The sequence below is a fragment of the Pseudoalteromonas sp. AWH4_217 genome, from assembly GCF_056161105.1.
Window position 1 is genome coordinate 17,106 of record NZ_JBSWYM010000015.1, and the last position, 25,475, is coordinate 42,580.

The following is a 25,475-nucleotide window of genomic DNA, read 5'->3' on the forward strand; positions in this document are numbered from 1 at the left end:
TATGAAGCTATCCCGGCTTCGAGCTGATCACATCGAAGAATATAAACAGTTAATGCGGGTTGAGAAGCCGATCGGCACTTTGTTGCTGATGTGGCCAACACTTTGGAGCTTGTGGATAGCGTCCGGCGGTGTGCCACATTGGCATTTGTTGCTCATATTTGTTTTGGGCACTTTCATGATGCGCAGCGCAGGCTGTGTAATCAATGACTTTGCTGATCGTAAAGTGGATGGTGCAGTTAAAAGAACAGCACAAAGGCCCCTGGCCAGGGGCGCTGTGAGTGAAGGTGAGGCACTGACCTTATTTGCCTCACTCATTGGTGCTTCTTTTATCCTGGTCCTGATGCTCAATTGGCAGACTATTTTACTGTCGTTTGGAGCCTTGGTGTTGGCGAGTATTTACCCCTTTATGAAGCGTTACACCCACCTGCCTCAGGTTGTGTTAGGGGCTGCGTTCAGTTGGGGGATCCCAATGGCCTTTATGGCGGCTCAGGAGACAGTCCCTATGATTGCCTGGGTGCTGTTTATTGCAAACCTGCTTTGGACGGTTGCCTACGATACTAAGTATGCCATGGTTGATAAAGATGACGATGTGGTCGTCGGGATCAAGTCGACTGCCATTTTATTTGGGCGCTGGGACAGACACGTGATCGCAGGGTTGAATGTGGCCTTTCTGGCTTGCATGGCCTGGGTGGCGACTCAGGTAAGTATGTCAATGTGGTTCTGGGTTGGGTTTGCAGTTGCCGGGATCTGGCTTGCAAAACTACAATGGCAGATCAATGACAGAAGCAGGGATAAGTGCTTTACGGCATTTTTGAGCAATAATTATGTTGGTCTGGCGATGTTTGCAGGTGTGGTTGCTGGCGTTTAATCAGCGAATAAAACGGCAGGGCTGAAATGACATTAAGGAAGGTGAGGGTGAGCGAATTTTTTACTTTCTGACTCCGTTCTCCAGGCCCAAAACTTCGCCATTCGAACTGAGTGTATTGCTTAAAACTCGCTCAAAACTCCCATTTAACTAAACAGGACAAGAAAAACGGTTAGCCATATTGGTTAACTGTTTACGGCTGTTGCAACCGCATTTTTCTGTGCTGTTTGTTCAATTAATGACAACAAGTTGCTGACGTGTGAACCACTACCAAGTTGGTGACTGGTTTGCACGACAATTTGTTCATGACTCGCATCCTTGTTAGTCTTAAGTAAAATTAGCTCAGGATCCTGTGCGATGACTTTAGAATGTTCAATGCTTGCAATTGCAAAGCTTTGGCTATTCTTCAGTCCATCAATCACCTGGCTGATGTTACCGATTTTGACGTTGGTTGACTTGTTAAGCCCTTCAACCGCCTCATTGAGCATATTCTGCACCTGTTTTGACTGAGAAAAGCAGCCATACATAGGGTACTGAGCAAGCTCGCTGCGACGAATACTATCTTGTGTTGCCAGTGGATGTTGTTTAGCAACAAACAAAACAAGTTGGTCGGGCAGGTGGATATCACTCACTAAGCTGGTTGCAGATTCCAGATAAACACTGATATCGATTTCGCCAAGCTGAAGCTTGCGAAGTAGATCGTGTTCACTTAGAAGTTGCATTTCAACTTTGACATTAGGGAAATCCGCCAAAAACTGTCCACATGACGTTGGCACTATGCTACTTGCTTGTGCAGTGTAACCAACAACAACGCGCTGCTGATCACGACCAAACAAGCTTTGTTTGATAGTGTTTCTGGTTATGTCTAATTCCGACAAGGTCGACTTACAATAATTTAAAAAAAGCTCGCCTTGCTCGGTCAGTTTGACGGAGCGGGTAGAACGTTTGACAAGTTCACAGCCAATTTCATCTTCCAGTGTCTGAATGCTTCTGGTGAGTGCGGAAGTACTGATATTGGTTTGTTCTGCGGCTTGCCTAAAGTGGCGTAAATTGCCTAAAGCAACGAATTGCTCGAGTTGTTCAAATCTCATGTGAAATTCCTTTTATTTCAACAAAAATGCAATGACAACGTTGATTCCCTAATACTAATACAGTTTAGAGAAACATCCAAGTGAATTTTTTACATTTCGCTTACAAAAACTAATCTGGATACTGATCACGTATTGCGACGAATTGTTCCAGATTTTCTACAAACAGATCAACCAGTTTGGGATCAAATTGTTGACCTCGTTGGCTTTTTATCTCGGTTAGAATTTCCTCAAGTGTCCAAACAGGCTTGTAACATCGAACACTACCCAGTGCATCGAACACATCTGCAAGCGCTGTAATTCTCCCAGCGATGTCTATTTGCTCACCTTTCAGGCCTTGAGGGTAGCCACTGCCGTCCCACTTTTCATGGTGTTGGTGAGCGATGATCGCGCCACATTGCAAAATATCATTTGTTGAGTTTTTTAGTATTTCATAGCCTTGTTGGGCATGTGTCTTCATTATTGCCCATTCTTCGTCATTCAGCTTTCCAGGCTTATTAAGAATGACGTCCGGGATACTTATTTTTCCAATATCGTGCAAGGGTGAAGCAAGCTTTATAATTTCGGCCTTATAATCGTTCAATCCGACCAGTTTGGCTAGTAATAAACTGTAATGTGCCACCCGCTTTACGTGTGAGCCTGTTTCTTTGGAGCGCTTCTCAACCGCTTCTCCGAGTATATAGGAGAGCTCTTTTTGTGATTCTTTGACTGTTTCTCTGAGATTCAGGTTGTCGTATGCAAGGGCAATGTTGTTAGCAAAAAATGCGAGTAACTGACAATCGGTAGGCTGTAACAGACCTTTTTTACTGACATACAGCATAGTCTCTAATCCAGCCTGGCTGGTAAAATAGCCCACATATTCATGATCTGATTTACTGGATGTTTTGCGATTATGTGTTTCTATAAAACGGCTTTTCACTTTATCGGGCAGTGCGGTTTGTTCTGGCTCAATACCTGCGCCAGAGGCAGCGAGTAACTGAAATTCAGCCCCGGCCCCATTTTGTTTGTTGACTGCGGCTGCGCAATAAATGTCCGAATCGCTTAGACCCATTACATCAGCAACGTGAGACAAAATGGTTGATGCGAAGTCCTGAACATTATTGCACTTCAAAAAGCTGGAGGATGCATCAATAATGCGCTCAAGTCCCTGTTTGTGTCGTTCAATTGTCTGTATATCTCGGTGGGAGCGCAACGCCGAGTAGAGTAAGGTTTTTAATTTGACCGCAGTCAGCTCAGTCTTGTTTTTATAATCGTTAATGTCGTAGTCGCGGATAACCGATTCTTCTGGTGCCTCACCGGGTTGTCCGGTGCGCAGAATCAGACGAATATCATGGTTGGCCATATCATTACGTATGAACTTGATAAGATCCAGACCGGCATGGTTACTTTCCATCACAACGTCAATTAAGCCAACTGAAATAGACTCTTCCGAATTCAGTATGTCCATTGCCTGTTTGGCTGAATACGCATGATGAAAGCGCAGTGGCTTTTGCTCAAACCGGAAGTCTGACAGCACCAGTTTGGTGACCTGATGAATGTCTTCTTCGTCATCAACCACCAGGATATCCCAATATGCATTATCTATGGTAATTTGCTCGTCATCCTTAAGTGGCTCATTTGAAAAGAGAAAACTGCTCACATAGAACCTCTGCTCAGTATGCATTCTCTGTTAGTATAGCCAGCAAAAAACTGAGTTGCTTAATCTTGTATTGGCTTTTTTTCAATATTGTTAAGTTCTATCGCAATGGCATCACAGGAAATGTGGATCTCGTACAAGGAAAGCAGCAAAGAGAGTGTCAGGCAGCACAGACTGGCGCCAAACAAGATTACGCCGAAGATAGCCACGTCGATAAACAATGCAAACATCGACAAGGTGCACAGTAAGAAGGCGATTACCCCCCATACCTGCATCAGGCGAATCAATTTGATACGTTTTTTGAGGTTGTCAATTTGGGCAATAACCAGTGGTCTGAGATGTTCCCCCTCTCTGGCGTTTAATTCTCTGATCAGCTGTGCCAGCACTAAAAAACGGTTGGTATATGCCAGCAGCAGCAGTGAAATTGCGGGGAACAACAACCCGGGTGTGGTGAGCGTCATTTTTGTACTCCGTATAAGCACGCTACAATAGTGATTATCATAGCAAAATTTTGGAGTCCGGCGATGAGTAATGCAATGTTTGACTGGACGTGTGTGTATCGCACGGATAACCCGTTAGAAGCCCATATTATTCTGGGCTTGCTGACACAGGCGAGACTCAAAACACATGTCGAGGGTGCAGTGCTTGCCACCGCATTGGGAGAGATACCATTTTGTCAGGAGACAATAAAAATATTTGTCTGCGCGATAAAAGTACCCGAGGCGGAGGAAATCTTGGTAAACTACCAGCAAAATAACTTATCGGAAGATTGGCAGTGCCGCGGCTGTTCTGAACACAATGGTTCAGGGTTTCAATATTGCTGGCACTGTGGAAAAAGCTATGACGAAAGCAAATAATTTTCAGCGCATCAGAGAGCTAAATTATTTACAAAAGGCTGTTCTGGCCGCGGCAATACTGGAACGTATGCTGCCCAACTATGGCCTGTTCAGTGAAGCAACCGGATTTGGCGATGAGGCGATATTGCGCAGTGCGCTAAATGTATGCTGGGAAAAAGTGCTTTTGCCAAAAAGCAAAATCAGTCTGGAAAAGCAAATCGAGAAGATTGAGCCCAATGTCCCGGAGCTGAAAGATTTTGATATGTTTGGCACGTATGCTGCGATCGATGTGGCAACCGCATTACTTGGTTTTATTCAGGGTGTGATGAGTAAGGACGAGAGCGAGTTTGTCAATGTGGCGAAGATCTCTCAGGCAACCGTCGCAAGATACATTGAGTTTTTGTTAATAGCAGAAGACATTCAGCCCGACAATCAACAGGTCAGAGAACACCCTCTGATGCAGTACGAAATTGAAGTACTTGGCGAACTCATAGATTGTGTTGCTGACATGCCTCGGATCGATAATCAATCGGTTAAAACACTCAAAGCATTGGCATTGAGCGATGGGCAGACCAATATCGGTCTGGCAATTGAAGTCTGATTTTTTGTCCAAATTTTTACTAGTGGAGAATCAAAATTGCGAATTTTAGGTATCGAGTCTTCTTGCGATGAAACGGGGATTGCTATCTACGATGATGAACAGGGGCTTTTGGCACATCAATTATATAGCCAGGTAAAAGTTCATGCTGATTATGGTGGGGTCGTTCCTGAACTGGCTTCAAGAGATCACGTTCGCAAAACCATTCCGTTAATTGAAGCCGCTTTTAAACAAGCAGGCTGTGGCCCCGAGTCTCTGGATGGCATTGCTTATACAGCAGGCCCCGGGCTAGTGGGCGCTTTGCTGGTGGGGACTTCTATTGGTCGTTCACTGGCATTTGGCTGGAACATCCCAGCTGTGGCGGTGCATCATATGGAAGGTCATTTACTCGCCCCGATGTTAGAAGAAGAGATGCCTGAATTTCCGTTTGTTGCGCTGCTGGTGTCAGGCGGTCACACTATGATGGTCAAAGTGGCTGGCATCGGTGAATATGAGGTGCTGGGAGAGTCTGTGGATGATGCCGCAGGTGAAGCCTTTGATAAAACGGCTAAGTTACTGGGACTGGATTATCCCGGTGGCCCCATGCTGGCTAAGCTCGCGACCAAGGGCGTGGCAGGTCGGTTTGTATTTCCGCGGCCCATGACGGATAGACCCGGGCTGGATTTCAGCTTTAGTGGCCTGAAAACAGCGGCCGCCAATACCATTAAGTCGGCCGGTGATGATGAACAAACCAAAGCAGATATTGCCCATGCATTTCAGACGGCAGTGGTGGATACGCTCGCCATTAAATGCAAACGGGCGTTAAAAGAGACAGGCATAAAGCGCTTGATCATCGCAGGGGGAGTCAGTGCTAATACGGAACTACGGACCAAGCTTGAGCGTATGATGCAGGGCATGCAAGGTAAGGTGTACTATCCAAGAACGGAGTTCTGTACCGACAACGGTGCGATGATCGCCTACGCGGGTATGCAGCGCCTTAAAGCTGGCCAAACCGCTGAGTTGAGCATGAAAACCCAGCCGCGTTGGCCACTAGATAGCCTGCCACCATTGTAATACGTTGGCACTAGTCGACGTTTTTCTTACCGAGCTTTGGCTCGGTGCCGTTCAGGAGTCGACGTATGTTGGCTCTGTGACGGAATATAATCAAGAGCGTCAGGAAGGACACCGGCAGCGTGTACAAAGGCTTTATCATCCAGGTATAGGCTGGTGCAGCTAATACTGTGACAATGGCCGCCAGTGATGAGTAGCGCGTGAGGGCGACAACCAGTAGCCATGTACCAATTAACATCCCACCGAGCGACAGTCCGATTGGCAGTAGGGCACCAAAGGCCGTTGCAACTGCTTTTCCACCATTGAAATGAAAAAACACAGGATAAATGTGACCCAGGCAGGCACACACTGCAACTATGCCCAGCCAGATCGGTTCAATACCAAGAAAATAGGCACCCCAAACGGGAATGGTGCCCTTGAGAATATCAAATACCAATACCAGTACTGCCGGGAGTTTACCGCCAAGACGCAGTACATTGGTTGCGCCTGGGTTATTTGAACCTGCAAAGCGGGGATCGGGCAAAGAAAAGAGTCTCGAAATCAAAATCGCGGAAGAGATTGAACCAAATAAATAAGCACAAACACATATTAAACTGACTATCACAAGCTTCCTTATTTTTTCTTGCCGTTATTTGGGCTATCATCGTCGCTTTATTTCAAGGCGGCTGGGTACGTGAAAAAGCCGATCCGAATCAGTCATGTCAGGAGTTTACATGGACACGGTCTATATCTCGCAATTACACGTCGAGACCATAATAGGAGTTTACGACTTTGAAAAAGAAAGTAAACAAAGCCTTTTCTTTGATATAGAGATGAAGACCGATATTTCGGCTGCTGCGCAACAGGATGACATCACTCTGGCCGTGGATTATGCCAGGGTGAGTGAGCGTGTAATTGCGCATACTGAGGCAAGCCGGGTTGAACTGCTGGAGACACTGGTCGAGCAACTTGCTGCCATTATTTTGCAAGAATTTGCAATTCAGGCAATCACCATTCGGGTCAGTAAGCCGGCAGCCGTTCCTCAGGCACAAACTGTTGGCCTGGAAATCACGCGGACAAGATAACATGGCGCACGTTTTTATCAGTATTGGCTCCAATGTGGAGCGTGATCGTCATTTTCGTCAGGGGCTTAGAGCCCTTATTGAATATTTCCCTGATTATATTCATTCAGATGTCTATGAAAGTGAGCCTGTAGGCTTTAGCGGTAAAAATTTCTACAACTCAGTGTTTGCGACGCACACGGACATGCCATTGCCAGACTTATGCACATTGCTTAAGCAGATAGAGCGTGACAATGGCAGGACGCCACAGGATAAGAAGTTCAGTCCCAGAACTCTGGATCTGGATATCCTGTTTTACGACGATATGATCTGTGATACCCCAGCACAATTGCCACGAGATGAGATCACCAAGAATGCATTTGTCTTAAGGCCGCTGGCGGAAATTGCGCCTGAATTTGTTCACCCTGTGCGGGGCTGCAGCATGGCTGAAATCTGGCAAGCGTATGACAATCAAACACAAAAGCTATGGAAAGTGGAGTTTTCTTTATCATGAGTATCATTGAAATCATTGTACTGGCTCTGATCCAGGGGTTGACCGAATTTTTACCTATTTCCAGCTCGGCGCATCTGATTTTGCCTTCGCAGATATTAGGCTGGCAGGACCAGGGGTTAGCGTTTGATGTGGCCGTTCACGTTGGCTCGTTGGCTGCTGTACTGATTTACTTTCGTAAAGAAGTGGCAGATATACTGGGTGCCTGGTTTAAATCGTTCGGCAAACAAGGTGTAACGGAAGACAGTCGCCTGGGCTGGTGGATCATTGTCGCGACTATCCCGGGTCTGGTCATTGGCTTCTTGGCCAAAGATTTGGTTGAGGACTTTGCCCGCAGCGCCTGGGTCATTGCGGCGACTACTATTATTTTTGGTCTCTTACTTTGGTATGCCGATGCCACAGCAAAACAAACTAAGACGATTTACCAGCTCAACTGGCGTAGTGCCCTGATCATTGGTTTTGCACAGGTGGTTGCCGCTTTACTGCCTGGTACATCACGCTCTGGTATCACCATGACGGCCGGTATGATGCTCGGACTAAATAAGCAAAGTGCGGCTCGTTTTTCGTTTTTGATGTCGATCCCGATTATTGCCGCCGCAGGTGGTTATTACACGCTTAAGCTGGCCACCGGAGATGAAGTGATTGATTGGGGGGCCATTGTGACTGGCACCATATTATCTTTTATTTCCGCTTATGCATGTATTCACTTTTTCCTTAAGGTGATTGAGCGCATGGGCATGTTACCGTTTGTTATCTACCGATTATTGCTGGGTCTGTTCCTGGTGATTTTCCTGATGGTGTAATGTCTCAGGGCGGGCTCAAAAGCCCGCCAACCAGCCTATATTGCTTTACGGTAGTACACCACATCCACAGGTCCATCCGGGCCGGTGTGTTTTCCTTCTTTTAAAAATGTCATCGACAGTTTCTGCATGATATTAATTGAGCCCAGGTTGTCTTTCAGGGCAATGGCGCTCAAATAATCCATCTTATTCTGCTCAGCAAGATGCTCTGCAATATGCTTAGCGGCTTCAGTGGCATAGCCTTTCCCCCAGGCCGCTTGTTTGAAGCGCCAACCGATCTCCAGATCTCGTTCTTCCATGTCACCCTCGAAGAAATTCATGGGGCGGATCAATACCCAGCCCAGAAATGTATCGTCGTCAAGTAAACTACAGTGCCACAGGCCCCAGCCTTGTTGCGGGTGAGTAAATTTTGCCAGGCGTGGCAGATAAAACTGCTCAATTTGCTCGCGAGAAGTTGGCTGGCCATTGGTAATGTAGCGCATAACAGCAGGATCACTGTCGAGTTCAGCGAGCAGATCACCGTCCTGTTGTGTCATAAGGCGGTATTTTAAGCGTGTTGAAGGCGCAATTATCATCATTGTTATACTGCTTTTATCATCAGAATTGTCTAAGATAGCCGGCCCAAGTTTGAGGAGAGAAGTGTGGAAAACTCGGTACTGGCATTACGAGCCCAACAAATAGCATCCGCGCGGCGGGAATTCAAGGCCCGGGGATCAAAACTACCCCGCTGCGAGCGGTGTTTACTGGCCGAACCTTTATGTATTTGTGCCGGTATTCAGGAGGCTGAATGTGGCAGTGCAGTGTGTCTGTTGATGTATCACAATGAGAGTTTCAAGCCTTCCAACACGGGCCGTCTGATTGCGGATATTGTGCCAGACAATTATGCGTTTCGCTGGGACCGCACCGATCCTGACCCTGATTTACTGGCTTTACTGAATGATCCTGCCTACCAGCCGGTGGTGGTTTTTCCGGCTGAGAATGTTGAACCTGAGCGGGTGATACATCAGGTGACGCAGCAAAGAGGCAAAACGCCGCTCTACATTTTTCTCGACGGGACCTGGCGTGAAGCGAAAAAGATGTTTCGAAAAAGCCCTTACCTGGATCAGTTTCCTGTCTTGTCCGTGACACCGGAAAGCTTGTCTGATTATAAGTTGAGGGTAGCTCCGCATGCTCACCAGCTGGGAACAGCGGAGGTTGCTTGTGTGGTGTTGGCAGAAAATGGCGAAACACAGGCTGCGGAATATCTGACTCAGCATTTTGTGGATTTCCGTGATGCGTATCTGAAAGGGAAGAAAAGCATATTGGCGTGAGCAGTTAAATGCGTAATACCAATTTGCTTAATTAAGTGTTCTATTTTGAGGCGAGAAAATATGTTCGATAACTAGGCAAAAATTTGCGAACTCATACCTTAGGTAAAGGTTCTAAATGAGAAATTTTTAACACAGTTAGCGTCATATTTGCTCCGTCAAATTGAACAGGTATTAAGTGAAATTGGTATAAATTTAAAAGGGCCAAAAATAAGAAGAGCGCGACCCTTGCGGGCCGCGCTTGACGGAATCTTCTAAATAGCGTCCTGCTATGTTGATGAGATCAACTCCTTACATGCTCGTCCATGTCTCGCCTTGCGTTGTCATTCTGCGAGATGTACATCCTGTACTGTCCTTAAAGCAATCAGCGCTCCCATATGCTGACTTAGTCCGTGCTTACCATCCTTTGTGTCGTCATCCTGACTTGTTCCTGTCTCCCTGTATTCCAATGCACCATCCACCTGTGCATCAACATCCTTACTTAAACGGCATGTCCTGTTGTCCGAAGCCTAATCCTAGTTCCTGACACTCCTACCGCACAAACTCCCTGACCGGCAACTCAATCCATTTCCCTGTTGCTTTGTGCTCTCCCCTTGAGATGACTAAAGTATATGAGACTCTGGGTGAGATAACACCACAAAAAAACGCTTTGAAATTCGGGTAATTAACTTGGCCACAAAAAAACTTGTTATCTAACAAAGACCTTTTTGTATTTTGTTGATAAAGTCAGCGTTATCTTCATAGATAGCGACAAGCTTAGTGAGAGATGTCTCACAAACAAACGTCCGTATGTCGCTATTTAATAAAATTGCAATATGCCGAACTATCGGCTGTATTTTGCCTGGTTTCGGGTTACCATACCCTGAGAATAGTAATTGTTTTTATTTGGAGCTCCTATGAAAAGTGCAATCGTAACTCTGCTTGCTGCTGTTACTAGTTTATCTGCTGTCGCTGCGGATGAGGTAAATATCTATTCCTATCGTCAACCTTTCCTGATCCAGCCGATTCTGGATGATTTTACTAAGCAGACTGGTATTAAAACTAATGTGGTGTTTGCGAAAAAAGGCCTGATTGAGCGAGTCAAACGGGAAGGAAAACATGGTCGTGCCGATCTTGTACTGACGTCGAACTTCAGTGCGATGATCCAGCTTGAGGAGCTTGGGTTGACTAACCCGATAGAAAGCGAAACGGTTGACAAAAATATTCCAGCTAGCTTTCGGGATCCGGATGGCCACTGGGTTGCACTGACCAAGCGTGTACGTAATGTTTATTCCTCAAAAGACAGATCAGGCAAGCTAACCAGCCTGAGCTATGAGGAGCTTGCAGACCCTAAATACAAAGGCAAAATTTGTACGCGTTCAGGTAAGCACCCCTATAACCTGGGGCTGGTAGCGTCCATGATTGCACACCATGGTGAGGCTGAAACCAAAACCTGGCTGCTGGGGGTGAAAGCGAATCTGGCACGTAAGCCACAGGGTAATGACCGTGCGCAAGTTAAAGCCGTAAAAGAAGGCCTGTGTGACCTGGCACTGGGTAACAGCTACTATTTTGGTAAAATGCTGGAAGACAGCAAGCAAAAAGCCTGGGCTGATGCGGTTTATATTAATTTCCCAAATCAGACCGACCGTGGCTCGCATCTGAATGTTTCGGGTGTGGTAATGACCAAGTACTCGAAAAACAAAGAAAATGCCTTGAAACTGATCGAGTTTATGACCGACAATAAAGCCCAGAACATGTACGCCTCGATGAATATGGAATATCCGGTTAAACCGGGCGTCGAATTGTCGAAACTAGTGGCATCCTGGGGCACCTTTAAGGAAGACAGCTTACCTTTGTCCGAGATCAGTAAATACCGTCCGATGGCGCTTAAGCTCATCGATGAGGTAAAATTTGACCTGTAAATGCAATTAAAACAAAGTCTGTCCTCGTGGCAGTGCGTGGCGTGGTTGATAGGCATAGCCCTGTCAATCCCGCTGGCATTTCTGATTTTCGAAGCACTGCAAGGTGAATCGGAAGTATTCAGCCATTTATGGCAAAGCGTGTTATGGGATTATACCCGTAACACCATAGTGCTGATCGCTGGTGTAGTGACGCTCAGCTCACTCATTGCCCTGCCGCTGGGGTGGTTAACAGCCTACTGTCAGTTTCCCGGTAAGCGGATATTTGAGTGGGCATTGATGTTACCCCTGGCACTTCCTGCTTACATCATCGCATACGTTTATACTGATTTACTCGATTACGCCGGGCCGGTGCAGATCTGGTTGCGACAGCAATTTGGCTGGCAGGGGCCGGATGATTACTGGTTTTTTGACCTGCGTACTTTGCCGGGCGCCATAGTTATGATAGCCCTGGTGCTTTATCCCTATCTGTATTTGATTTTCAAAACCGCTTTGAGAGAGCAGTCTTTCAAGCTGGTGCAGGCCAGTCAACTGATGGGCATGAGTCCGGCGCAGAGTTTCTTCAAAGTGAGCTTACCTTTATCCCGTGGTGCAATTGTCGCGGCATTGGCGCTGATCAGCATGGAAACTATGGCCGACTTTGCCACCGTGCATTACTTTGCGGTAAGCACCCTGACAACAGCTGTGTACGACACCTGGCTGGGATATTATTCGCTGACTGCCGCAGCCAAGATCTCGGGTATCATGCTGTTGTTTTTGTTTGTCGCGCTGTTACTTGAGCGTATGAGTCGTAAAGCACAAGTGGTACATGAACGACAGTCCGGGGTGAACGACACCTATCTTTACGATTTGACGGGTTATCAGGGGTGGCTGGCCTGGGGGTTTTGTATGCTGATCCTCGGTGTCGCGTTTTTTGTGCCGGTTGGCATACTCCTCAATTACGCGTGGCATTATTTTGATCAGGCCTGGAATGTGGAGTTTTTTACTTACGCGCTGCAGAGTCTGAAGATCAGTTTATACGTGAGTGTTATCGCAATGATGATCAGTTTATTGGTGGTGTATTATCAGCGTATTGAACCGGGCAAACTCTCCCCGTTACCAGGCCGGTTTGCCAGTACCGGATATGCATTACCAGGGACAGTTCTGGCAATTGCGGTGCTATTACCGCTCACTTTAATGGACACCAAACTAAATGAATGGTTTGATGGCTCAGGCTTTGAACCCGGCCTGTTACTGAGTGGTACTTTGTTCGCTATGGTTTTTGCCTATGTCGTGCGGTTTTATGCGATTGCCCACGGTGCCGTGGAATCGAGTTTCGTCCGTATTAGTCCGAGTATTGATATGGCCAGCTTATCTCTTGGGAAAGGGCGCTTTCAGACCCTGACCCGGGTTCATATGCCTTTACTTAAACGCGGACTGCTGACCGCTGGCTTATTGGTGTTTATTGAATGTATGAAAGAACTGCCAGCGGCACTGCTGTTAAGACCATTTAATTTTGAAACCCTGGCCACCCATGTTTATCAGTATGTCAGCGATGAGCAACTTGAACTGGCCTCTATCTCTGCCTTGTTTATCGTCCTGGTTGGACTGATCCCGTTATACTGGGTTAATCGCTCAATGGAACAACACAACTAATGCCAAGCTTAGAAATTCAATCGTTACACTACCATTATGATGGTCACCCAGTGATCCAGCAGCTTGATTTAACGGTGGCTGAGAATGAAATAGTTTGCCTGCTCGGTGCCAGTGGCTGTGGTAAAACGACAACCTTAAAGGCAATTGCCGGGTTATTGCATCCCCAGCAAGGTGAGATCCGTATCAATGGCAAAAGTGTCAGCGGCGAGCGACATTTTGTGGCGCCTCAGCACCGCAACATCGGTATGATGTTTCAGGATTATGCACTGTTTCCGCACCTGACCGTTGAGCAGAATATCGCCTTTGGTCTCAATAAACTGAGCAAGTCCGAAAAGCACAGTCGTGTGGCACAAATGTTGGAACTGGTGCATCTGGAAGGCTATGCGAAACGCTTCCCCCACGAGTTATCTGGTGGCCAGCAGCAGCGGGTCGCCATTGCCAGAGCCCTTGCATACCATCCCAACTTGTTGTTGCTGGACGAGCCGTTTTCAAACATCGATGCGCAGGTGCGCTTTCAACTGATCAAAGATATTCGCGATATTATTAAAGATCAGCAGGTATCGGCGATTTTTGTCAGTCACTCCAAAGATGAGGCCTTTGCTTTTGCCGATCGGCTCGCCATTATGCATCAGGGGCAAATTGCCCAACTAGGCACACCCAAAGAGCTCTTCCAGCATCCAAGCAGTCGCCAGGTGGCTGAATTTTTGGGACAGGGTGCCTACGTGACGGCACAGCGTCACAACGGTGCTCAGGTTGAAACGGCATTTGGATCTGTGGAGTCCCTGATTGATATTCAGAGCTCGGTACAGGAAGGACAAATATATCTCAGACCCAGTCATATAGAACTGTTTAATGCAGAGCAGGGTCAGGTTGAAGTGACGCAACATCGCTTTGTCGGGACTGAGTATTTGTATGCCATTGAGCTGGAAGGTCAGAAGTTAGAAGTAGCGATGCCATCAGATAAACCACTGGATCTCTCTCAGCCTGTGAGTTTGAAAATTAAGCCCCATGCGATAAACTTCTTTTCTTAAGGCATAACAATTCGTTACATTACCTAATAGCAAATTAGGGTAGGGCGATGACCGGGCGTGCGTGGTGATGCCCAAAAGAGACGGGTACAACCGCACCATCCAGGTTTAGTATGGCGCGTTGATTTGATGATAGGAAGGGGTGATGGCGCAAGCACAATCAGGGGTATGTGCCGAGGCAAATCTGCATGGTTTGCACTTATTTTTTAACGTACTGGATGGCCAGGACGAAGTTGTGCGCTCGGCGCTCAGTCAGGCTGGCAGGTTGCAGGATGAACTCAGTGATCGTTTTTCTGAGGCCATGCTGAGCAGTTTTGTGGCCATTGGCGCACAATACTGGCCCCACATTTATCCCGAGTTTATACCTCCTCAGCTAAAGAGCTTTCCCCTGATTAAAAGCAGTGAGCACTTGTGCCACAGCCAGCCGTTTGATCTGCTCTATGTGATCCGCTCAGACAGAGAAGACGTTAATCACTTGTTTGCGCAAAGTGTACTGCACATGCTGGCGGGCAGTGTTGAGCTGGTTGCTCAGGTACGCGCATTTCGATTTCTCGATGGCCGTGATTTCAATGGCTTTGTCTATGGCGCTGATATCCCCCATGGGCGCTTCAAACGCCAGGTTGCGCTGGTGAGCAACCCGGACGGCCTGGATGATCAGGGGAGTTATATTCACGTACAGCGTACTCAGTTTGATTTGGCTCGCTGGCAGGCATTGCCCTTGTCTGATCAGGAGCAACTGATGGGCCGTACTCGACTGGATAATGAGTTGATTGAAGATGCTCCCCCCTACAATCATGCCCGGCTCAACGAGATAAAGGACAGCGAAGGGAAGCCTTTGTTACTTAATCAAAGTATGCCGTATGGGGATGTTTATGAACAAGGCAGCCTGTGGCTTAGTTGCGCAGCGAAAGGCAATGCGTTTGAGCAATTACTGCATAGCCGGTTTGGGTTGTGTGGAGACGGTGATTACGACCCTCTGCTGGACTACTCTCAGGGTGACATGGGCGCTGCGTTTTTTGCGCCATCGCTAAATTTTCTAAAGCAAATGGCGCAGTAGTCACCGCTATCAGACATTATCAAACAGGGTCTTCACTCGCTCCAGAGTCTCATCAATCTCAGAGACCTTGGCGGGGGCAATAAAAATGGTATCGTCGCCTGCGATGGTACCAAGCACCCCGTCTGCAGAACCTAAAGAGTCCAGAAGTCGGGCAATGAGCTGTGCTGCTCCCGGGCTGGTACGAATAATAATCATCATTTCATTGTGTACTATGTCAATCACCAGCTGACGCAGCGGGCTTTTGGCTGTGGGCACACCCATTTCTGCCGGTAAACAATACACCATTTCCTGTTTAGCATTGCGGGTCCGGACAGCACCGAACTTGCTCAGCATACGAGAGACTTTGCTCTGGCTTATATTATCGAACCCCTGTTCTTTTAGGGCATCGACTATTTCACCTTGAGAACCAAAATTTTCTTCTTTTAACAGGGCCTTAAAGGCTTTGACGAGGGCTTCTTGTTTTTCCTGCGGCTGCATATTCAGTACTTCTTTGTGACTCAATTGCTAGGATTCTACACAAAACCACTCTGTTACCCAAATTTATGCACAAGAAGATTCTTCAAGCGGGCAGGATTTCCTATATATGAAACTGACATTGGGGCGTAAACCATTAGTAGCAGTATTTGTCGCGAACTTTACAACTATAGTCGAAAAAAAGACGAAAATTGCGCGGATAAATTTGTTTTTGGCGGCGCTTTTCATTATCTTTACAGCACATTTAATTCCACCTTCAAATTATGGAGAATTCCAATGAAAGTTGCTGTATTAGGTGCCGCTGGCGGTATCGGTCAAGCATTGTCTCTTTTGCTTAAAAACGGTTTGCCTGCTGGTTCTGAGCTTGCGCTATACGACGTAGCGCCAGTAGTACCTGGCGTAGCGGTTGATCTGTCTCACATCCCTACAGCGGTAAAAGTCGCTGGTTTTGGTAAAGATGACCTGGATGCAGCGCTGGTTGACGCAGACATCGTTCTGATCCCTGCGGGTATGCCACGTAAGCCGGGCATGGACCGTGCTGATCTGTTCAATGTGAATGCAGGCATCATCAAAACTTTGTCTGAAGGCATTGTTAAGAACTGTCCTAAAGCCCTGGTTGGTGTGATCACTAACCCAGTTAACGGCACAGTGCCAATCGTTGCTGAAGTGTTCAAAAAAGCAGGCACTTACGATCCGGCTCGTGTATTCGGTGTGACTACACTGGATGTTATCCGTGCAGAGACTTTCATCGCTGAGCTGAAAGGCCTGAACGTAAGCGATGTGAAAGTGCCAGTGATTGGTGGTCACTCAGGTACTACTATTCTGCCTCTGCTTTCACAGGTTGAAGGTGCTGAGTTCTCTGATGAAGAAGTCGCTGCACTGACCAAGCGTATTCAGAACGCCGGTACTGAAGTGGTTGAAGCTAAGGCGGGTGGCGGTTCTGCAACTCTGTCTATGGGCGCAGCTGCAGCACGTTTCTGCTTCTCACTGGTTAAAGGCCTGCAAGGCGAAAACGTCGTTGAGTATGCGTACGTTGAAGGCAACACTGGCGATGCAACTTTCTTCGCACAACCAGTACGTCTTGGTAAAAACGGCGTAGAAGAGCTACTGCCATATGGCGAGCTGAGCGCGTTTGAGCAACAAGCAAAAGACGACATGCTGGCAACTCTTGAAAAAGACATCAAAGAAGGTGTTGATTTCATGGCATAATTGCCAGCTTACTGAGCAAAACTTTTGCCTGGTAAGTGAAACGAAAAAAGCCTGTCATTAGACAGGCTTTTTTGTGTTCGTTAACACAGTGGTTAGTGCAGGATACGGGCACGAATGGTGCCTTCAACCGCACTCAGCTCTTTTAAAGCAACTTCAGAGTGATCGCTGTCTACATCAATCACCACGTAACCTATGCTGTCGTCGGTTTGCAGATATTGGGCTGCGATGTTGATACCATGTTGTGCAAACGCTTGGTTAATTTGCGTCAGCACACCAGGACGGTTCTCATGCACGTGCAACAGGCGACTGCGATTAGATAGCTCTGGGAGTGATACTTCAGGGAAGTTCACCGCCGTAACTGTTGAGCCATTGTCAGAGTACTTGGTCAGTTTACCGGCAACCTCGATACCAATGTTTTCCTGAGCTTCCTGAGTGGAGCCTCCGACGTGTGGCGTCAGGATCACATTGTCGAATTGGCGCAGTGGCGAGACAAACTCCTCATCATTAGACTTGGGCTCGACAGGGAATACGTCAATGGCTGCACCTGATAGCTTACCTGCACTGAGTGCTTCTGCCAGTGCATCGATATCCACGACGGTACCACGTGATGCATTGATCAAAATGGCACCTTGCTTCATTACTTCCAGCTCAGCCATACCGATCAGGTTTTTGGTTTGCGACGTTTCAGGCACGTGTAAACTCACCACATCAGCCCGCTGCAAGAGCTGAGTTAAGCTCTGAACCTGCTGTGCATTACCTAAGGTGAGTTTATCTTCGATGTCGTAAAATTCGACCTTCATACCGATGTTTTCGGCCATGATCCCCAGCTGCGTCCCTATATGACCATACCCTATGATCCCCAGCGTTTTACCGCGCGCTTCAAAGGAGCCGATAGCTGATTTGAACCATTCACCACGGTGTGCCATGGCGTTGCGTTTTGGAATGCCCCGCAATAGTAGCAGGATCTCACCGAGTACCAGCTCAGCCACCGAGCGCGTATTAGAAAATGGAGCATTAAATACGGCAATACCGCGTTTTTTAGCCGCGTCCAGGTCAACCTGATTGGTGCCGATACAGAAGCAGCCAACCGCAACCAGCTTTTCTGCAGCTCCCAGTACGGCTTCACTCAGGTGAGTACGTGAGCGGATCCCAACAAAGTGGACATTCTTGATCCGCTCAATCAGTTCACTTTCAGGTAGCGATGTCTTTACGTACTCGATATTGCTATAACCGTTGCGTTTGAGTGTTTCAACCGCGCTTTGGTGTACGCCTTCCAACAATAAAATGCGAATTTTGTCCTTTGACAACGATACCTTACTCATGACTTATTCCTGTTACTTAATTTGTGGCCCCTCTGGGGTACCTGTAATGACGATGTTGGCGCCGCGCTGAGCGAACAGGCCATTGGTGACAACACCGACGATTTGATTAATTTTTTCTTCCAGTTCAGTTGCTTGGGTGATGGACAGACCATGCACGTCTAAAATCACGTTGCCATTGTCCGTCACGACGCCCTGACGATAGACAGGGTCGCCTCCCAGCTTGAGTAACTCACGCGCCACATAGCTGCGAGCCATTGGGATCACTTCAACCGGTAAAGGGAACTGACCCAGTACGTCAACATGCTTAGTGTTGTCGACGATACAGATAAACTGTCTGGCAACCGCTGCAACAATCTTCTCGCGAGTCAGTGCTGCACCACCACCTTTGATCATCTGGTTGTGCGCATTGATTTCATCCGCACCATCCACATAGATGTCCAGCTCAGAGACATCATTGAGCTCAAACACCTCGATCCCCAGCGCCTTCAGCTTTTCTGTGGAAGCTTCTGAGCTTGAAACCGCCCCTTTAATAGTATCTTTGACACTGCCTAATGCATCGATAAAGTGGTTTACGGTGGAACCTGTACCCACACCAACAACTGTACCAGCTTCGACATATTGTAATGCCGCCCAGGCAGCTGCTTTTTTCATTTCATCTTGAGTCATAACGCGATCACTGTTTTAGTTAATTATTGGTTCGCAATTATACGCCCAAAGCGCAGAAAAGTATGCCAGATGCCTCTAATAGAAGAATTTATGATCTGGCACTAATGTGATGAATCAGTGGTGGGAAAAATACATTATCAACGCGTTTACCACTGATAGCATTTTTGCGGCGTGATTATGGTTGGTAAAGGCACGTCCCAGGCCTCCGTGGGCAGTGCAGGGACTTTCTGACAGTCATGTGCCAGGCCAATTAACTTTGGTTGTTGCCAGTTTTCACGATAATAACGCGCCAGCGTGCGATCATAGTAGCCGCCTCCCATACCGAGGCGATTGCCAGCGTCGTCAAACGCCACCAAAGGAAGCAGTAAATAGTCTAACTGCGCCAGTGGGCAAATTTGGCTACAATTTAATTCTGGCTCTAAGATAGCATAGCGATTCTGCCTCATGGGTGAGTTTTTTTCATACTTCTGAAACAGCAAAGTGACCCCGCTAAAGGGGTGGATTACAGGCAGGAAAAGCGTCACGCCTTTGGACCAAAGTGATTGAATTAAAAGGTTAGTTCTAAGTTCTCCATCGTTCTCTAAGTAGATCCCAATTCGGGCCTCTTTGGGTAAGTTTACATGTTGAATAAAATTAATAGTTAGGTTTTCTTCTGCATCTTTCTGCTGTATTTCTGAAAGTCCATTACGAATTTTTCTAATGTTTTTTCTAATTTCCTTTCTGATAGTTGCAGTATCTTCATCTAAACGTGAATTTATTTTCATTACATGGGTACCAACTCAGGGAAAGCGAGGCTGATGCCAAGAACGACCAGCAACAACACTAATAGTGATAGCAGAATATATAAGAGTTTTTTAGATCGTTTAGGAGGCTCACTGTCCAGCTCAAGTTCGCTGAACAGGGATTCGTCTTCCCATTCATCCTCTTCACTTTGCTCGTTCTGTACCTGCTTGCCGTCGATACGTTGTTCAAGTTCATCCAGTTTTTCTTCAATGCGGATCAGGCTGCTGGTGATGTAGTCCAGAGCATCAAATACGCGCTCATTCGCAGCGCTTTGAGCAACCCCTGTGCCTGATGAGGTTTGTGATTGTAATTTGCTCTGGATCCCATACATCGTAAGTAATTTTGCCTGCTTCAGACACTTTTGTTTGTCTGCGGGACCAAACAAGGGCTTACCTGAGGTAAAGTCGGTGACCTTTTGTTCCGGTACTTTTAATTTGGCTGCGAGTTGCTCTATGGCTGCCTGGTTGTCGGTACCGGGCTTAAAACCAGAAAACACAACGCGAAATTGCTCGCTCATGAGGTTTCCTCACTATCTGTACTTCAGGCCCACGGCTCACTCTGAACCCTGCGGATTGTTGTTAACTTATTGCTGAGTAAGCAGAATAAAAACATGGGCATCGTCAATTGTTGTTTTGAGTATACCTAACTTTTCCAATCTGTGTGTGAAGTTATCTGTGCGCGGTCGCAAGGGAAAGAAAAACGGCGCCTCAGTTGGGCGCCGTATTGTCGTCATTCAGCTGGGATCAATATTTCGCTGCCTGGTTGTATTTGAGCGAGTCTGTAATGAACGCTCGTAAGTCCTGATTGGCCTGAGTCAGGTCTGGGCGACGCAGATACATCATGTGGCCTGAACGATAACCCTTAAAACGTAATCTGTCCTGCATTTTTCCGCTGGGATCCAGGTGCCAGAGGTTGTACTTGCCATCAAAGTAGTTGGTGGCACCATCATAGTAACCTGACTGCACCATCACGTTCAGGTATGGATTCTTCGCCATTGACAATCGTAGTTGTTCACCCACCTCATTATTGCTGCGGTCCCAAGGGCGTACGTCACCAAACATGTTGTATTTTATGTCGGTTTTATAATTCAACTCAGAGCGGAAATAATGATTAATGGCTGGTGTAAATGCGTGCAACCAGGCATCTAATTCTGGCCAGTAATCAGGGCCTTCACCAGCTTCTCGTCTATCAATCCCCAGGTAACGCGAGTCCAGACGGCCGACAGTATAACCCCGTTCGCGTAACAATTCTTTCCAGAAAGCATGGTTAGGAATGTCGAGGTTATTCTGCAGAACGAACTGCTCCGATAGCCCACTGAAGTGCGCAACTTTTCTAGCTACTTCCCGGCGTGCCTGCTCACTCAACATCGCCCCTTTGGCCAAAGCGGGCAGGTAATAATCTAAGGTATACGCTTCTACCTGCTCAAGTACGCTCAGCAGGTCCTGGTTTTGCAGCTCTTCAGAGAGCGCATTGTGATACCAGGCCGTCGCAGCAAAGTATGGCAGCCGGTTGGCACTTTTCACTGGCCCTTGGCGTTTAATGCCAATATCCGTCGGAGAAACCAGTACGACGCCATTGAGAAATAGCCACTGCTTGTTTTGTAGCTGATGGGCTAAACCAGAAACACGGGTCGTCCCATAGCTTTCTCCGATCAAAAACTTCGGAGACAGTGCGCGGTCATGACGGTTAATAAAAGTATTCAGCCAGCCCGCGAGATATTCCACATCGGCATTGATACCAAAAAAGCGTTTTTGCAGAGTTTGCTTGTCGGCCATCGAACCATCTTGTTCGGGTAATACACGCGAATATCCTGTATTAACTGGATTCACAAACAGGATATCTGCCACATCCAACACGGAATCCGGATTGTCTTTCAAGCCATATGGCTGCATTGGGTAGCCTTCATCGTCTATTTTCAATACCCGAGGACCGGTATAAGCGATGTGCATCCAGACCGAGGCTGAACCCGGCCCGCCATTGAATGAGATTAGTAACGGGCGGGTGGCGGGATCTTTGACTTTGCTCTTTTTATAGTAAGTGTAATGCAGCGTCGCGATGGGGTGGCCTTCTTTATCCCATACCGGTTGAGTGCCCGTGGTGGCGGTGTAGGCAAAGCGCGCTCCGTTAAAAGTGCCTTTGTGCTCAGTGACAACCTGGGCATCAATTTGTTGGGTTAACTGACCTTGGGTTTGGGCTTGTGCCAGTCCTGTTTGCGGCAGCGTGGTAAGCAGGGTCGCAGAAAGAGCGAAAAGTAATGGCTTCAACAACATATTCTTTTAATTTTTGATGAAATGAATCGCGCTATTTAAGACGGATATGACGGAGAATTCAAAGAACTTGAGACTAATAGCCAAAAAATAGGCTATGTGTGCCAGGTGTTAATTTTTATAGTTTGATTGGTTTCTTTTTTGTGTTTTAAATCACTAGAACAAGTGGTGGTTCGGTGCGGGCCTGTTGCTGTCTGTTTACAATTTAATTGAGTCGTGAGTTTTTTTTGTCACAGAAATCGCGTATATTTAATCCTTATGTCCGTAGTATGAAAGTATTTAGCACTGTTAAATTCTTGTATCTCTTCCCTTTTCTCGTAGTTTTTAGTAGAGCATAGTAATGCAAAGAGTATTAATCGTCGAAGACAGTAAGGTCGTGCAGCAGATCCTACGCCACCTTGCGTCACAACACCTGGATGTGGAAATTGATTATGCCTGGTCACTGAAAGAAACCCAGGCATTACTCGAGAGCCAACATTACACCCTGGCACTGGTTGATCTGACCTTACCTGATGCATCGGATGGTGAAGTGGTTCAGCTAACCCTGAGCCGCAATGTCCCTACGGTGGTACTGACCTCTAAAATAGATGAATACAGTCGTCAGCAAATGCTTGAGATGGGCGTTGTGGACTATGTGATTAAAGACAATCGGGATTCCTATTTGTACGCCATCAAATTGGTATCGCGTTTGTTGCGTAACGAGGGGTGCCAGGCGCTGATTGCAGACGACTCCATGATCAGTCGTGCTGTGATGCGGCAAATGTTGGAAAAGCAACTGTTCACTGTATTTGAGGCTCAAGATGGTAAGCAAGCCCTCAATATGCTCAATGCTAAACCAGAGATAAAACTTCTTTTGACCGACTATGCGATGCCGACTATGGATGGCTTTGAGCTGGTCAAAGCCGTGCGAAACAGTCGTGGGCGAGATGACCTGGCTATCATAGGTTTGTCAGGAGCGGGCAGTCACGGTTTGTCTGCAAAATTCATTAAATATGGCGCCAATGACTTTTTGACTAAGCCGTTTATGAATGAAGAGTTCCACTGTCGTGTAATGCAAACTATGGATCAGCTAAACCTGATTGCAGACATTAAAGAATATGCCCACCGGGACTTTCTGACGGGCCTCTATAATCGCCGCTATTTTTGCCAGCACATGGATAAGGTACTCAAAAATAAGCCGGATCAGTTCACGCTGGCCTTGCTCGACCTGGATCATTTTAAGGCCATCAATGATCGGTATGGCCACCTTGGTGGTGACAAGGTCTTGTCTCAGGCTGCGGAATTGTTGAATAGTTCATTCAATCATTGCTTAGTTGCTCGTGTGGGTGGAGAGGAGTTTGCGGTGCTGATGCCGGGAAATGATCTGGATGTGGCCAAAGACAGTTGTCAGGACTTTAGAGAACGTTTTGCCAATACCCAGTTTATGATCCAGGATGAGTCGCTGCACTGCACGCTCAGCGTTGGGATTGCCCGGTGCGATAAAGCGACACTCAGCGATGTTATGCGTGCGGCAGATAATGCGCTATACCGAGCGAAAGAGGCCCAGCGTAACTGCGTCATGGTCAGTGAAAGCTAAATCGGGCGACGCCACATTCAACTTTGCACCATTTCAAGTCAGACAACAAACAAGCGCACCAGTACGGTGCGTTTGTCCTTTCTAAAACGCGATAAAAATATCCTAACCGAATAAAAAATAGAGACTTTTATTTTTGGCACAAAGGTTGGATTACCCCCTGTGACAGGATCAGCTGCCCTGGGGGGGCAAATAATGAAAATGATAAGCGCAATAATTAAACCGTTTAAGCTGGATGAAGTCCGCGAAGCCCTGGCAGAACTTGGCATTGAGGGCATGACCGTGGTTGATGTAAAAGGCTTTGGCCGCCAGCGTGGTCACACCGAGCTGTATCGTGGAGCCGAATATCAGGTCGATTTTATTCCTAAAATTAAGCTGGAAATTGCCACGCGTAGTGAAAATACCCAACGTGTTGTTGACGCTATCACTGAGATCGCCAGCACGGGCAAAATTGGTGACGGCAAAATCTTTGTTTATGACCTTGAACAGATAGTCCGGATCCGCACCGGCGAACTCGACGAAGAAGCGATTTAAGGGGCAAGACGATGGAAAACACGGTAATCGAATTACAATTCTCTCTGAACACATTTTACTTTCTGGTCTCCGGCATTCTGGTGATGTGGATGGCTGCGGGATTCGCCATGCTTGAAGCTGGGCTGGTTCGCTCCAAAAACACCACTGAAATTCTGACCAAAAATATTGCCCTGTATGCCATTGCCTGCACCATGTTTTTACTGGTCGGCTATAACATTATGTATGTGGATAATGTAGAGGGCGGAGTGGTGCCTAACTTTGGGGCGTTGATTGGTAGTGCTGCAGCGGATGCGGATCACGCACTGGAATCTGACTTTTTCTTTCAGGTCGTGTTTGTAGCCACGGCGATGTCGATTGTCTCCGGCGCGGTTGCAGAGCGCATGAAGCTCTGGGCATTTTTGCTGTTTACAGTCGTCCTGACAGGCCTCATCTATCCGATTGAGGGATACTGGACATGGGGCGCTGGGTTTTTGTCTGAGCTGGGTTTTGTAGACTTTGCGGGGTCTGCCATTGTGCATGGTGCCGGTGCAGCTGCCGCATTGGCGGGGGTATTGCTGCTGGGAGCTCGAAAAGGTAAATATGGTAAGAATGGAGAAATTTACCCAATTCCAGGTTCAAACCTGCCACTGGCGACACTGGGGACCTTTATTTTATGGATGGGCTGGTTTGGTTTTAATGGCGGCTCTCAGTTGTTTTTGGCTGATAAAAGTAACGCTATCGCCGTCAGTCAGATCATGGTCAATACCAATGCGGCGGCGGCTGCCGGTGCCATTGCCGCATTGGTGGTGTGCAAACTGATGTGGAAAAAAGCGGACCTGACTATGATCCTAAATGGTGCGCTGGCGGGCTTGGTCACCATTACGGCAGAGCCTGCGTCACCGACCCCCATATTGGCCTGTATCCTTGGTATGTTGGGGGGATCTTTGGTGGTATTCAGCATCGTTGCATTGGATAAGCTACGCATTGATGACCCTGTTGGCGCTATCTCGGTGCATGGTGTATGTGGTGCGCTGGGTATTATGATGGTGCCATTCTCCAACAGTGACGCTAGCTTTGCGACCCAAGCCATTGGTCTGGTGACTATTCTGGGTTTTGTATTCATTGCGTCATATATCGTCTGGGGTATGATCAAAACGCTGATGGGGATCCGAGTCGGGGAAGAAGAAGAGCTCAGTGGCATGGACCAGCATGACTGTGGGATTGATGCTTATCCGGAATTTGTGACCATTCGCAATAAGTAGGGAAGAAATAACCAAAAAGTGCGGCTCATCGCGCTTTTTGGTTTAAGCGGAAGTTAA

General features: G+C 47.3%; 27 protein-coding genes. 16 read left to right on the forward strand and 11 right to left on the reverse strand.

What is annotated here, in order from left to right:
• Nucleotide 1 precedes the first annotated feature (1 nt).
• Complete coding sequence (gene ubiA / locus ACXAH1_RS17635) at nt 2–868, forward strand: 4-hydroxybenzoate octaprenyltransferase (RefSeq protein ID WP_475198476.1); 867 nt, start codon at nt 2–4, stop codon at nt 866–868.
• Nucleotides 869–1,050: 182 nt separating this feature from the next.
• Here ubiA and ACXAH1_RS17640 read toward each other — a convergent pair whose 3' ends face one another.
• The 3 genes from ACXAH1_RS17640 to ACXAH1_RS17650 form a co-directional block, all read right to left on the reverse strand.
• Nucleotides 1,051–1,956, reverse strand: a complete 906-nt coding sequence (locus ACXAH1_RS17640) for a LysR family transcriptional regulator (protein ID WP_054014569.1) — start codon at nt 1,954–1,956, stop codon at nt 1,051–1,053.
• Nucleotides 1,957–2,065: 109 nt separating this feature from the next.
• Entirely contained in the window at nt 2,066–3,592 is a 1,527-nt protein-coding gene (locus tag ACXAH1_RS17645; protein WP_253046077.1) for a DUF3369 domain-containing protein, read from the reverse strand.
• Nucleotides 3,593–3,651: 59 nt separating this feature from the next.
• A complete protein-coding gene (locus ACXAH1_RS17650) occupies nt 3,652–4,050 on the reverse strand; it encodes a DUF2721 domain-containing protein (protein WP_253046078.1) in 399 nt (132 codons plus the stop codon).
• A gap of 63 nt (nt 4,051–4,113) precedes the next feature.
• On the opposite strand from ACXAH1_RS17650, the gene ACXAH1_RS17655 reads away from it, so the two are divergent.
• The 3 genes from ACXAH1_RS17655 to tsaD are packed head-to-tail and all read left to right on the forward strand — an operon-like array spanning nt 4,114 to nt 6,076.
• On the forward strand, nt 4,114–4,446 hold the full coding sequence (locus ACXAH1_RS17655) for a putative signal transducing protein (RefSeq protein ID WP_253046079.1): 333 nt from the start codon (nt 4,114–4,116) through the stop codon (nt 4,444–4,446).
• The gene (locus ACXAH1_RS17660) at nt 4,430–5,026 is read left to right on the forward strand and encodes a YjaG family protein (protein ID WP_253046080.1); all 597 of its coding nucleotides are present in this window, start codon (nt 4,430–4,432) and stop codon (nt 5,024–5,026) included. The genes ACXAH1_RS17655 and ACXAH1_RS17660 overlap by 17 nt, the downstream gene beginning before the upstream one ends.
• A gap of 36 nt (nt 5,027–5,062) precedes the next feature.
• The gene (tsaD, locus tag ACXAH1_RS17665; protein ID WP_253046081.1) at nt 5,063–6,076 is read left to right on the forward strand and encodes a tRNA (adenosine(37)-N6)-threonylcarbamoyltransferase complex transferase subunit TsaD; all 1,014 of its coding nucleotides are present in this window, start codon (nt 5,063–5,065) and stop codon (nt 6,074–6,076) included.
• Between the two features lie 10 nt (nt 6,077–6,086).
• On the opposite strand, the gene plsY is transcribed toward tsaD, so the two are convergent.
• Nucleotides 6,087–6,677, reverse strand: coding sequence for a glycerol-3-phosphate 1-O-acyltransferase PlsY (plsY, locus tag ACXAH1_RS17670; RefSeq protein WP_253046082.1), 591 nt, complete (start codon nt 6,675–6,677; stop codon nt 6,087–6,089).
• Between the two features lie 109 nt (nt 6,678–6,786).
• Here plsY and folB point away from each other — a divergent pair, with 109 nt between their 5' ends.
• From folB to ACXAH1_RS17685, 3 genes are read left to right on the forward strand one after another with little or no spacing between them, the layout of a single operon-like run.
• A complete protein-coding gene (gene folB, locus ACXAH1_RS17675; RefSeq protein WP_138550426.1) occupies nt 6,787–7,137 on the forward strand; it encodes a dihydroneopterin aldolase in 351 nt (116 codons plus the stop codon).
• 1 nt (nt 7,138) lies between these two features.
• Nucleotides 7,139–7,627, forward strand: coding sequence for a 2-amino-4-hydroxy-6-hydroxymethyldihydropteridine diphosphokinase (folK, locus tag ACXAH1_RS17680; RefSeq protein WP_475198481.1), 489 nt, complete (start codon nt 7,139–7,141; stop codon nt 7,625–7,627).
• Nucleotides 7,624–8,427: an undecaprenyl-diphosphate phosphatase gene (locus ACXAH1_RS17685; protein ID WP_253046084.1), complete on the forward strand. Its 804-nt coding sequence runs from the start codon at nt 7,624–7,626 to the stop codon at nt 8,425–8,427. Before folK ends, ACXAH1_RS17685 begins: the two co-directional genes overlap by 4 nt.
• 35 nt (nt 8,428–8,462) lie before the next feature.
• Here the strand turns inward: ACXAH1_RS17685 and ACXAH1_RS17690 are convergent, their stop codons facing one another.
• Nucleotides 8,463–9,002 carry a GNAT family N-acetyltransferase gene (locus ACXAH1_RS17690; RefSeq protein ID WP_253046085.1) on the reverse strand — a complete coding sequence of 180 codons (540 nt, stop codon included), beginning with the start codon at nt 9,000–9,002 and terminating at the stop codon, nt 8,463–8,465.
• A 63-nt stretch (nt 9,003–9,065) separates the two neighbouring features.
• On the opposite strand from ACXAH1_RS17690, the gene ACXAH1_RS17695 reads away from it, so the two are divergent.
• From ACXAH1_RS17695 to ACXAH1_RS17715, 5 genes are all read left to right on the forward strand, one after another.
• Nucleotides 9,066–9,734: a tRNA-uridine aminocarboxypropyltransferase gene (locus ACXAH1_RS17695; RefSeq protein WP_475198486.1), complete on the forward strand. Its 669-nt coding sequence runs from the start codon at nt 9,066–9,068 to the stop codon at nt 9,732–9,734.
• A gap of 893 nt (nt 9,735–10,627) precedes the next feature.
• A complete protein-coding gene (locus ACXAH1_RS17700; RefSeq protein ID WP_475198489.1) occupies nt 10,628–11,632 on the forward strand; it encodes a Fe(3+) ABC transporter substrate-binding protein in 1,005 nt (334 codons plus the stop codon).
• The gene (locus ACXAH1_RS17705) at nt 11,633–13,264 is read left to right on the forward strand and encodes an ABC transporter permease (RefSeq protein WP_475198490.1); all 1,632 of its coding nucleotides are present in this window, start codon (nt 11,633–11,635) and stop codon (nt 13,262–13,264) included.
• Entirely contained in the window at nt 13,264–14,295 is a 1,032-nt protein-coding gene (locus tag ACXAH1_RS17710) for an ABC transporter ATP-binding protein (protein ID WP_475198491.1), read from the forward strand. The genes ACXAH1_RS17705 and ACXAH1_RS17710 overlap by 1 nt, the downstream gene beginning before the upstream one ends.
• A 142-nt stretch (nt 14,296–14,437) precedes the next feature.
• The gene (locus ACXAH1_RS17715) at nt 14,438–15,349 is read left to right on the forward strand and encodes a Dyp-type peroxidase (RefSeq protein ID WP_253046090.1); all 912 of its coding nucleotides are present in this window, start codon (nt 14,438–14,440) and stop codon (nt 15,347–15,349) included.
• Nucleotides 15,350–15,358: 9 nt separating this feature from the next.
• Here the strand turns inward: ACXAH1_RS17715 and argR are convergent, their stop codons facing one another.
• Nucleotides 15,359–15,826: a transcriptional regulator ArgR gene (gene argR / locus ACXAH1_RS17720; RefSeq protein WP_054014583.1), complete on the reverse strand. Its 468-nt coding sequence runs from the start codon at nt 15,824–15,826 to the stop codon at nt 15,359–15,361.
• 273 nt (nt 15,827–16,099) lie between these two features.
• On the opposite strand from argR, the gene mdh reads away from it, so the two are divergent.
• A complete protein-coding gene (gene mdh, locus ACXAH1_RS17725) occupies nt 16,100–17,032 on the forward strand; it encodes a malate dehydrogenase (RefSeq protein ID WP_054014584.1) in 933 nt (310 codons plus the stop codon).
• Nucleotides 17,033–17,124: 92 nt separating this feature from the next.
• On the opposite strand, the gene serA is transcribed toward mdh, so the two are convergent.
• From serA to ACXAH1_RS17750, 5 genes are all read right to left on the reverse strand, one after another.
• Nucleotides 17,125–18,354 carry a phosphoglycerate dehydrogenase gene (gene serA / locus ACXAH1_RS17730; RefSeq protein ID WP_475198495.1) on the reverse strand — a complete coding sequence of 410 codons (1,230 nt, stop codon included), beginning with the start codon at nt 18,352–18,354 and terminating at the stop codon, nt 17,125–17,127.
• A 12-nt stretch (nt 18,355–18,366) separates the two neighbouring features.
• Nucleotides 18,367–19,020 carry a ribose-5-phosphate isomerase RpiA gene (gene rpiA / locus ACXAH1_RS17735; RefSeq protein ID WP_475198496.1) on the reverse strand — a complete coding sequence of 218 codons (654 nt, stop codon included), beginning with the start codon at nt 19,018–19,020 and terminating at the stop codon, nt 18,367–18,369.
• Between the two features lie 146 nt (nt 19,021–19,166).
• Entirely contained in the window at nt 19,167–19,784 is a 618-nt protein-coding gene (locus tag ACXAH1_RS17740; RefSeq protein WP_475198498.1) for a 5-formyltetrahydrofolate cyclo-ligase, read from the reverse strand.
• A complete protein-coding gene (locus tag ACXAH1_RS17745; RefSeq protein ID WP_475198500.1) occupies nt 19,784–20,320 on the reverse strand; it encodes a hypothetical protein in 537 nt (178 codons plus the stop codon). The genes ACXAH1_RS17740 and ACXAH1_RS17745 overlap by 1 nt, the downstream gene beginning before the upstream one ends.
• Nucleotides 20,321–20,546: 226 nt before the next feature.
• Nucleotides 20,547–22,073, reverse strand: coding sequence for a S10 family peptidase (locus tag ACXAH1_RS17750; RefSeq protein ID WP_475198501.1), 1,527 nt, complete (start codon nt 22,071–22,073; stop codon nt 20,547–20,549).
• Between the two features lie 337 nt (nt 22,074–22,410).
• Here ACXAH1_RS17750 and ACXAH1_RS17755 point away from each other — a divergent pair, with 337 nt between their 5' ends.
• From ACXAH1_RS17755 to ACXAH1_RS17765, 3 genes are all read left to right on the forward strand, one after another.
• The gene (locus tag ACXAH1_RS17755) at nt 22,411–23,646 is read left to right on the forward strand and encodes a GGDEF domain-containing response regulator (RefSeq protein ID WP_475198502.1); all 1,236 of its coding nucleotides are present in this window, start codon (nt 22,411–22,413) and stop codon (nt 23,644–23,646) included.
• 192 nt (nt 23,647–23,838) lie between these two features.
• The gene (locus ACXAH1_RS17760) at nt 23,839–24,177 is read left to right on the forward strand and encodes a P-II family nitrogen regulator (RefSeq protein WP_138543947.1); all 339 of its coding nucleotides are present in this window, start codon (nt 23,839–23,841) and stop codon (nt 24,175–24,177) included.
• A gap of 11 nt (nt 24,178–24,188) precedes the next feature.
• Nucleotides 24,189–25,418: an ammonium transporter gene (locus tag ACXAH1_RS17765; protein WP_138550412.1), complete on the forward strand. Its 1,230-nt coding sequence runs from the start codon at nt 24,189–24,191 to the stop codon at nt 25,416–25,418.
• The last annotated feature ends 57 nt before the right edge of the window (nt 25,419–25,475 follow it).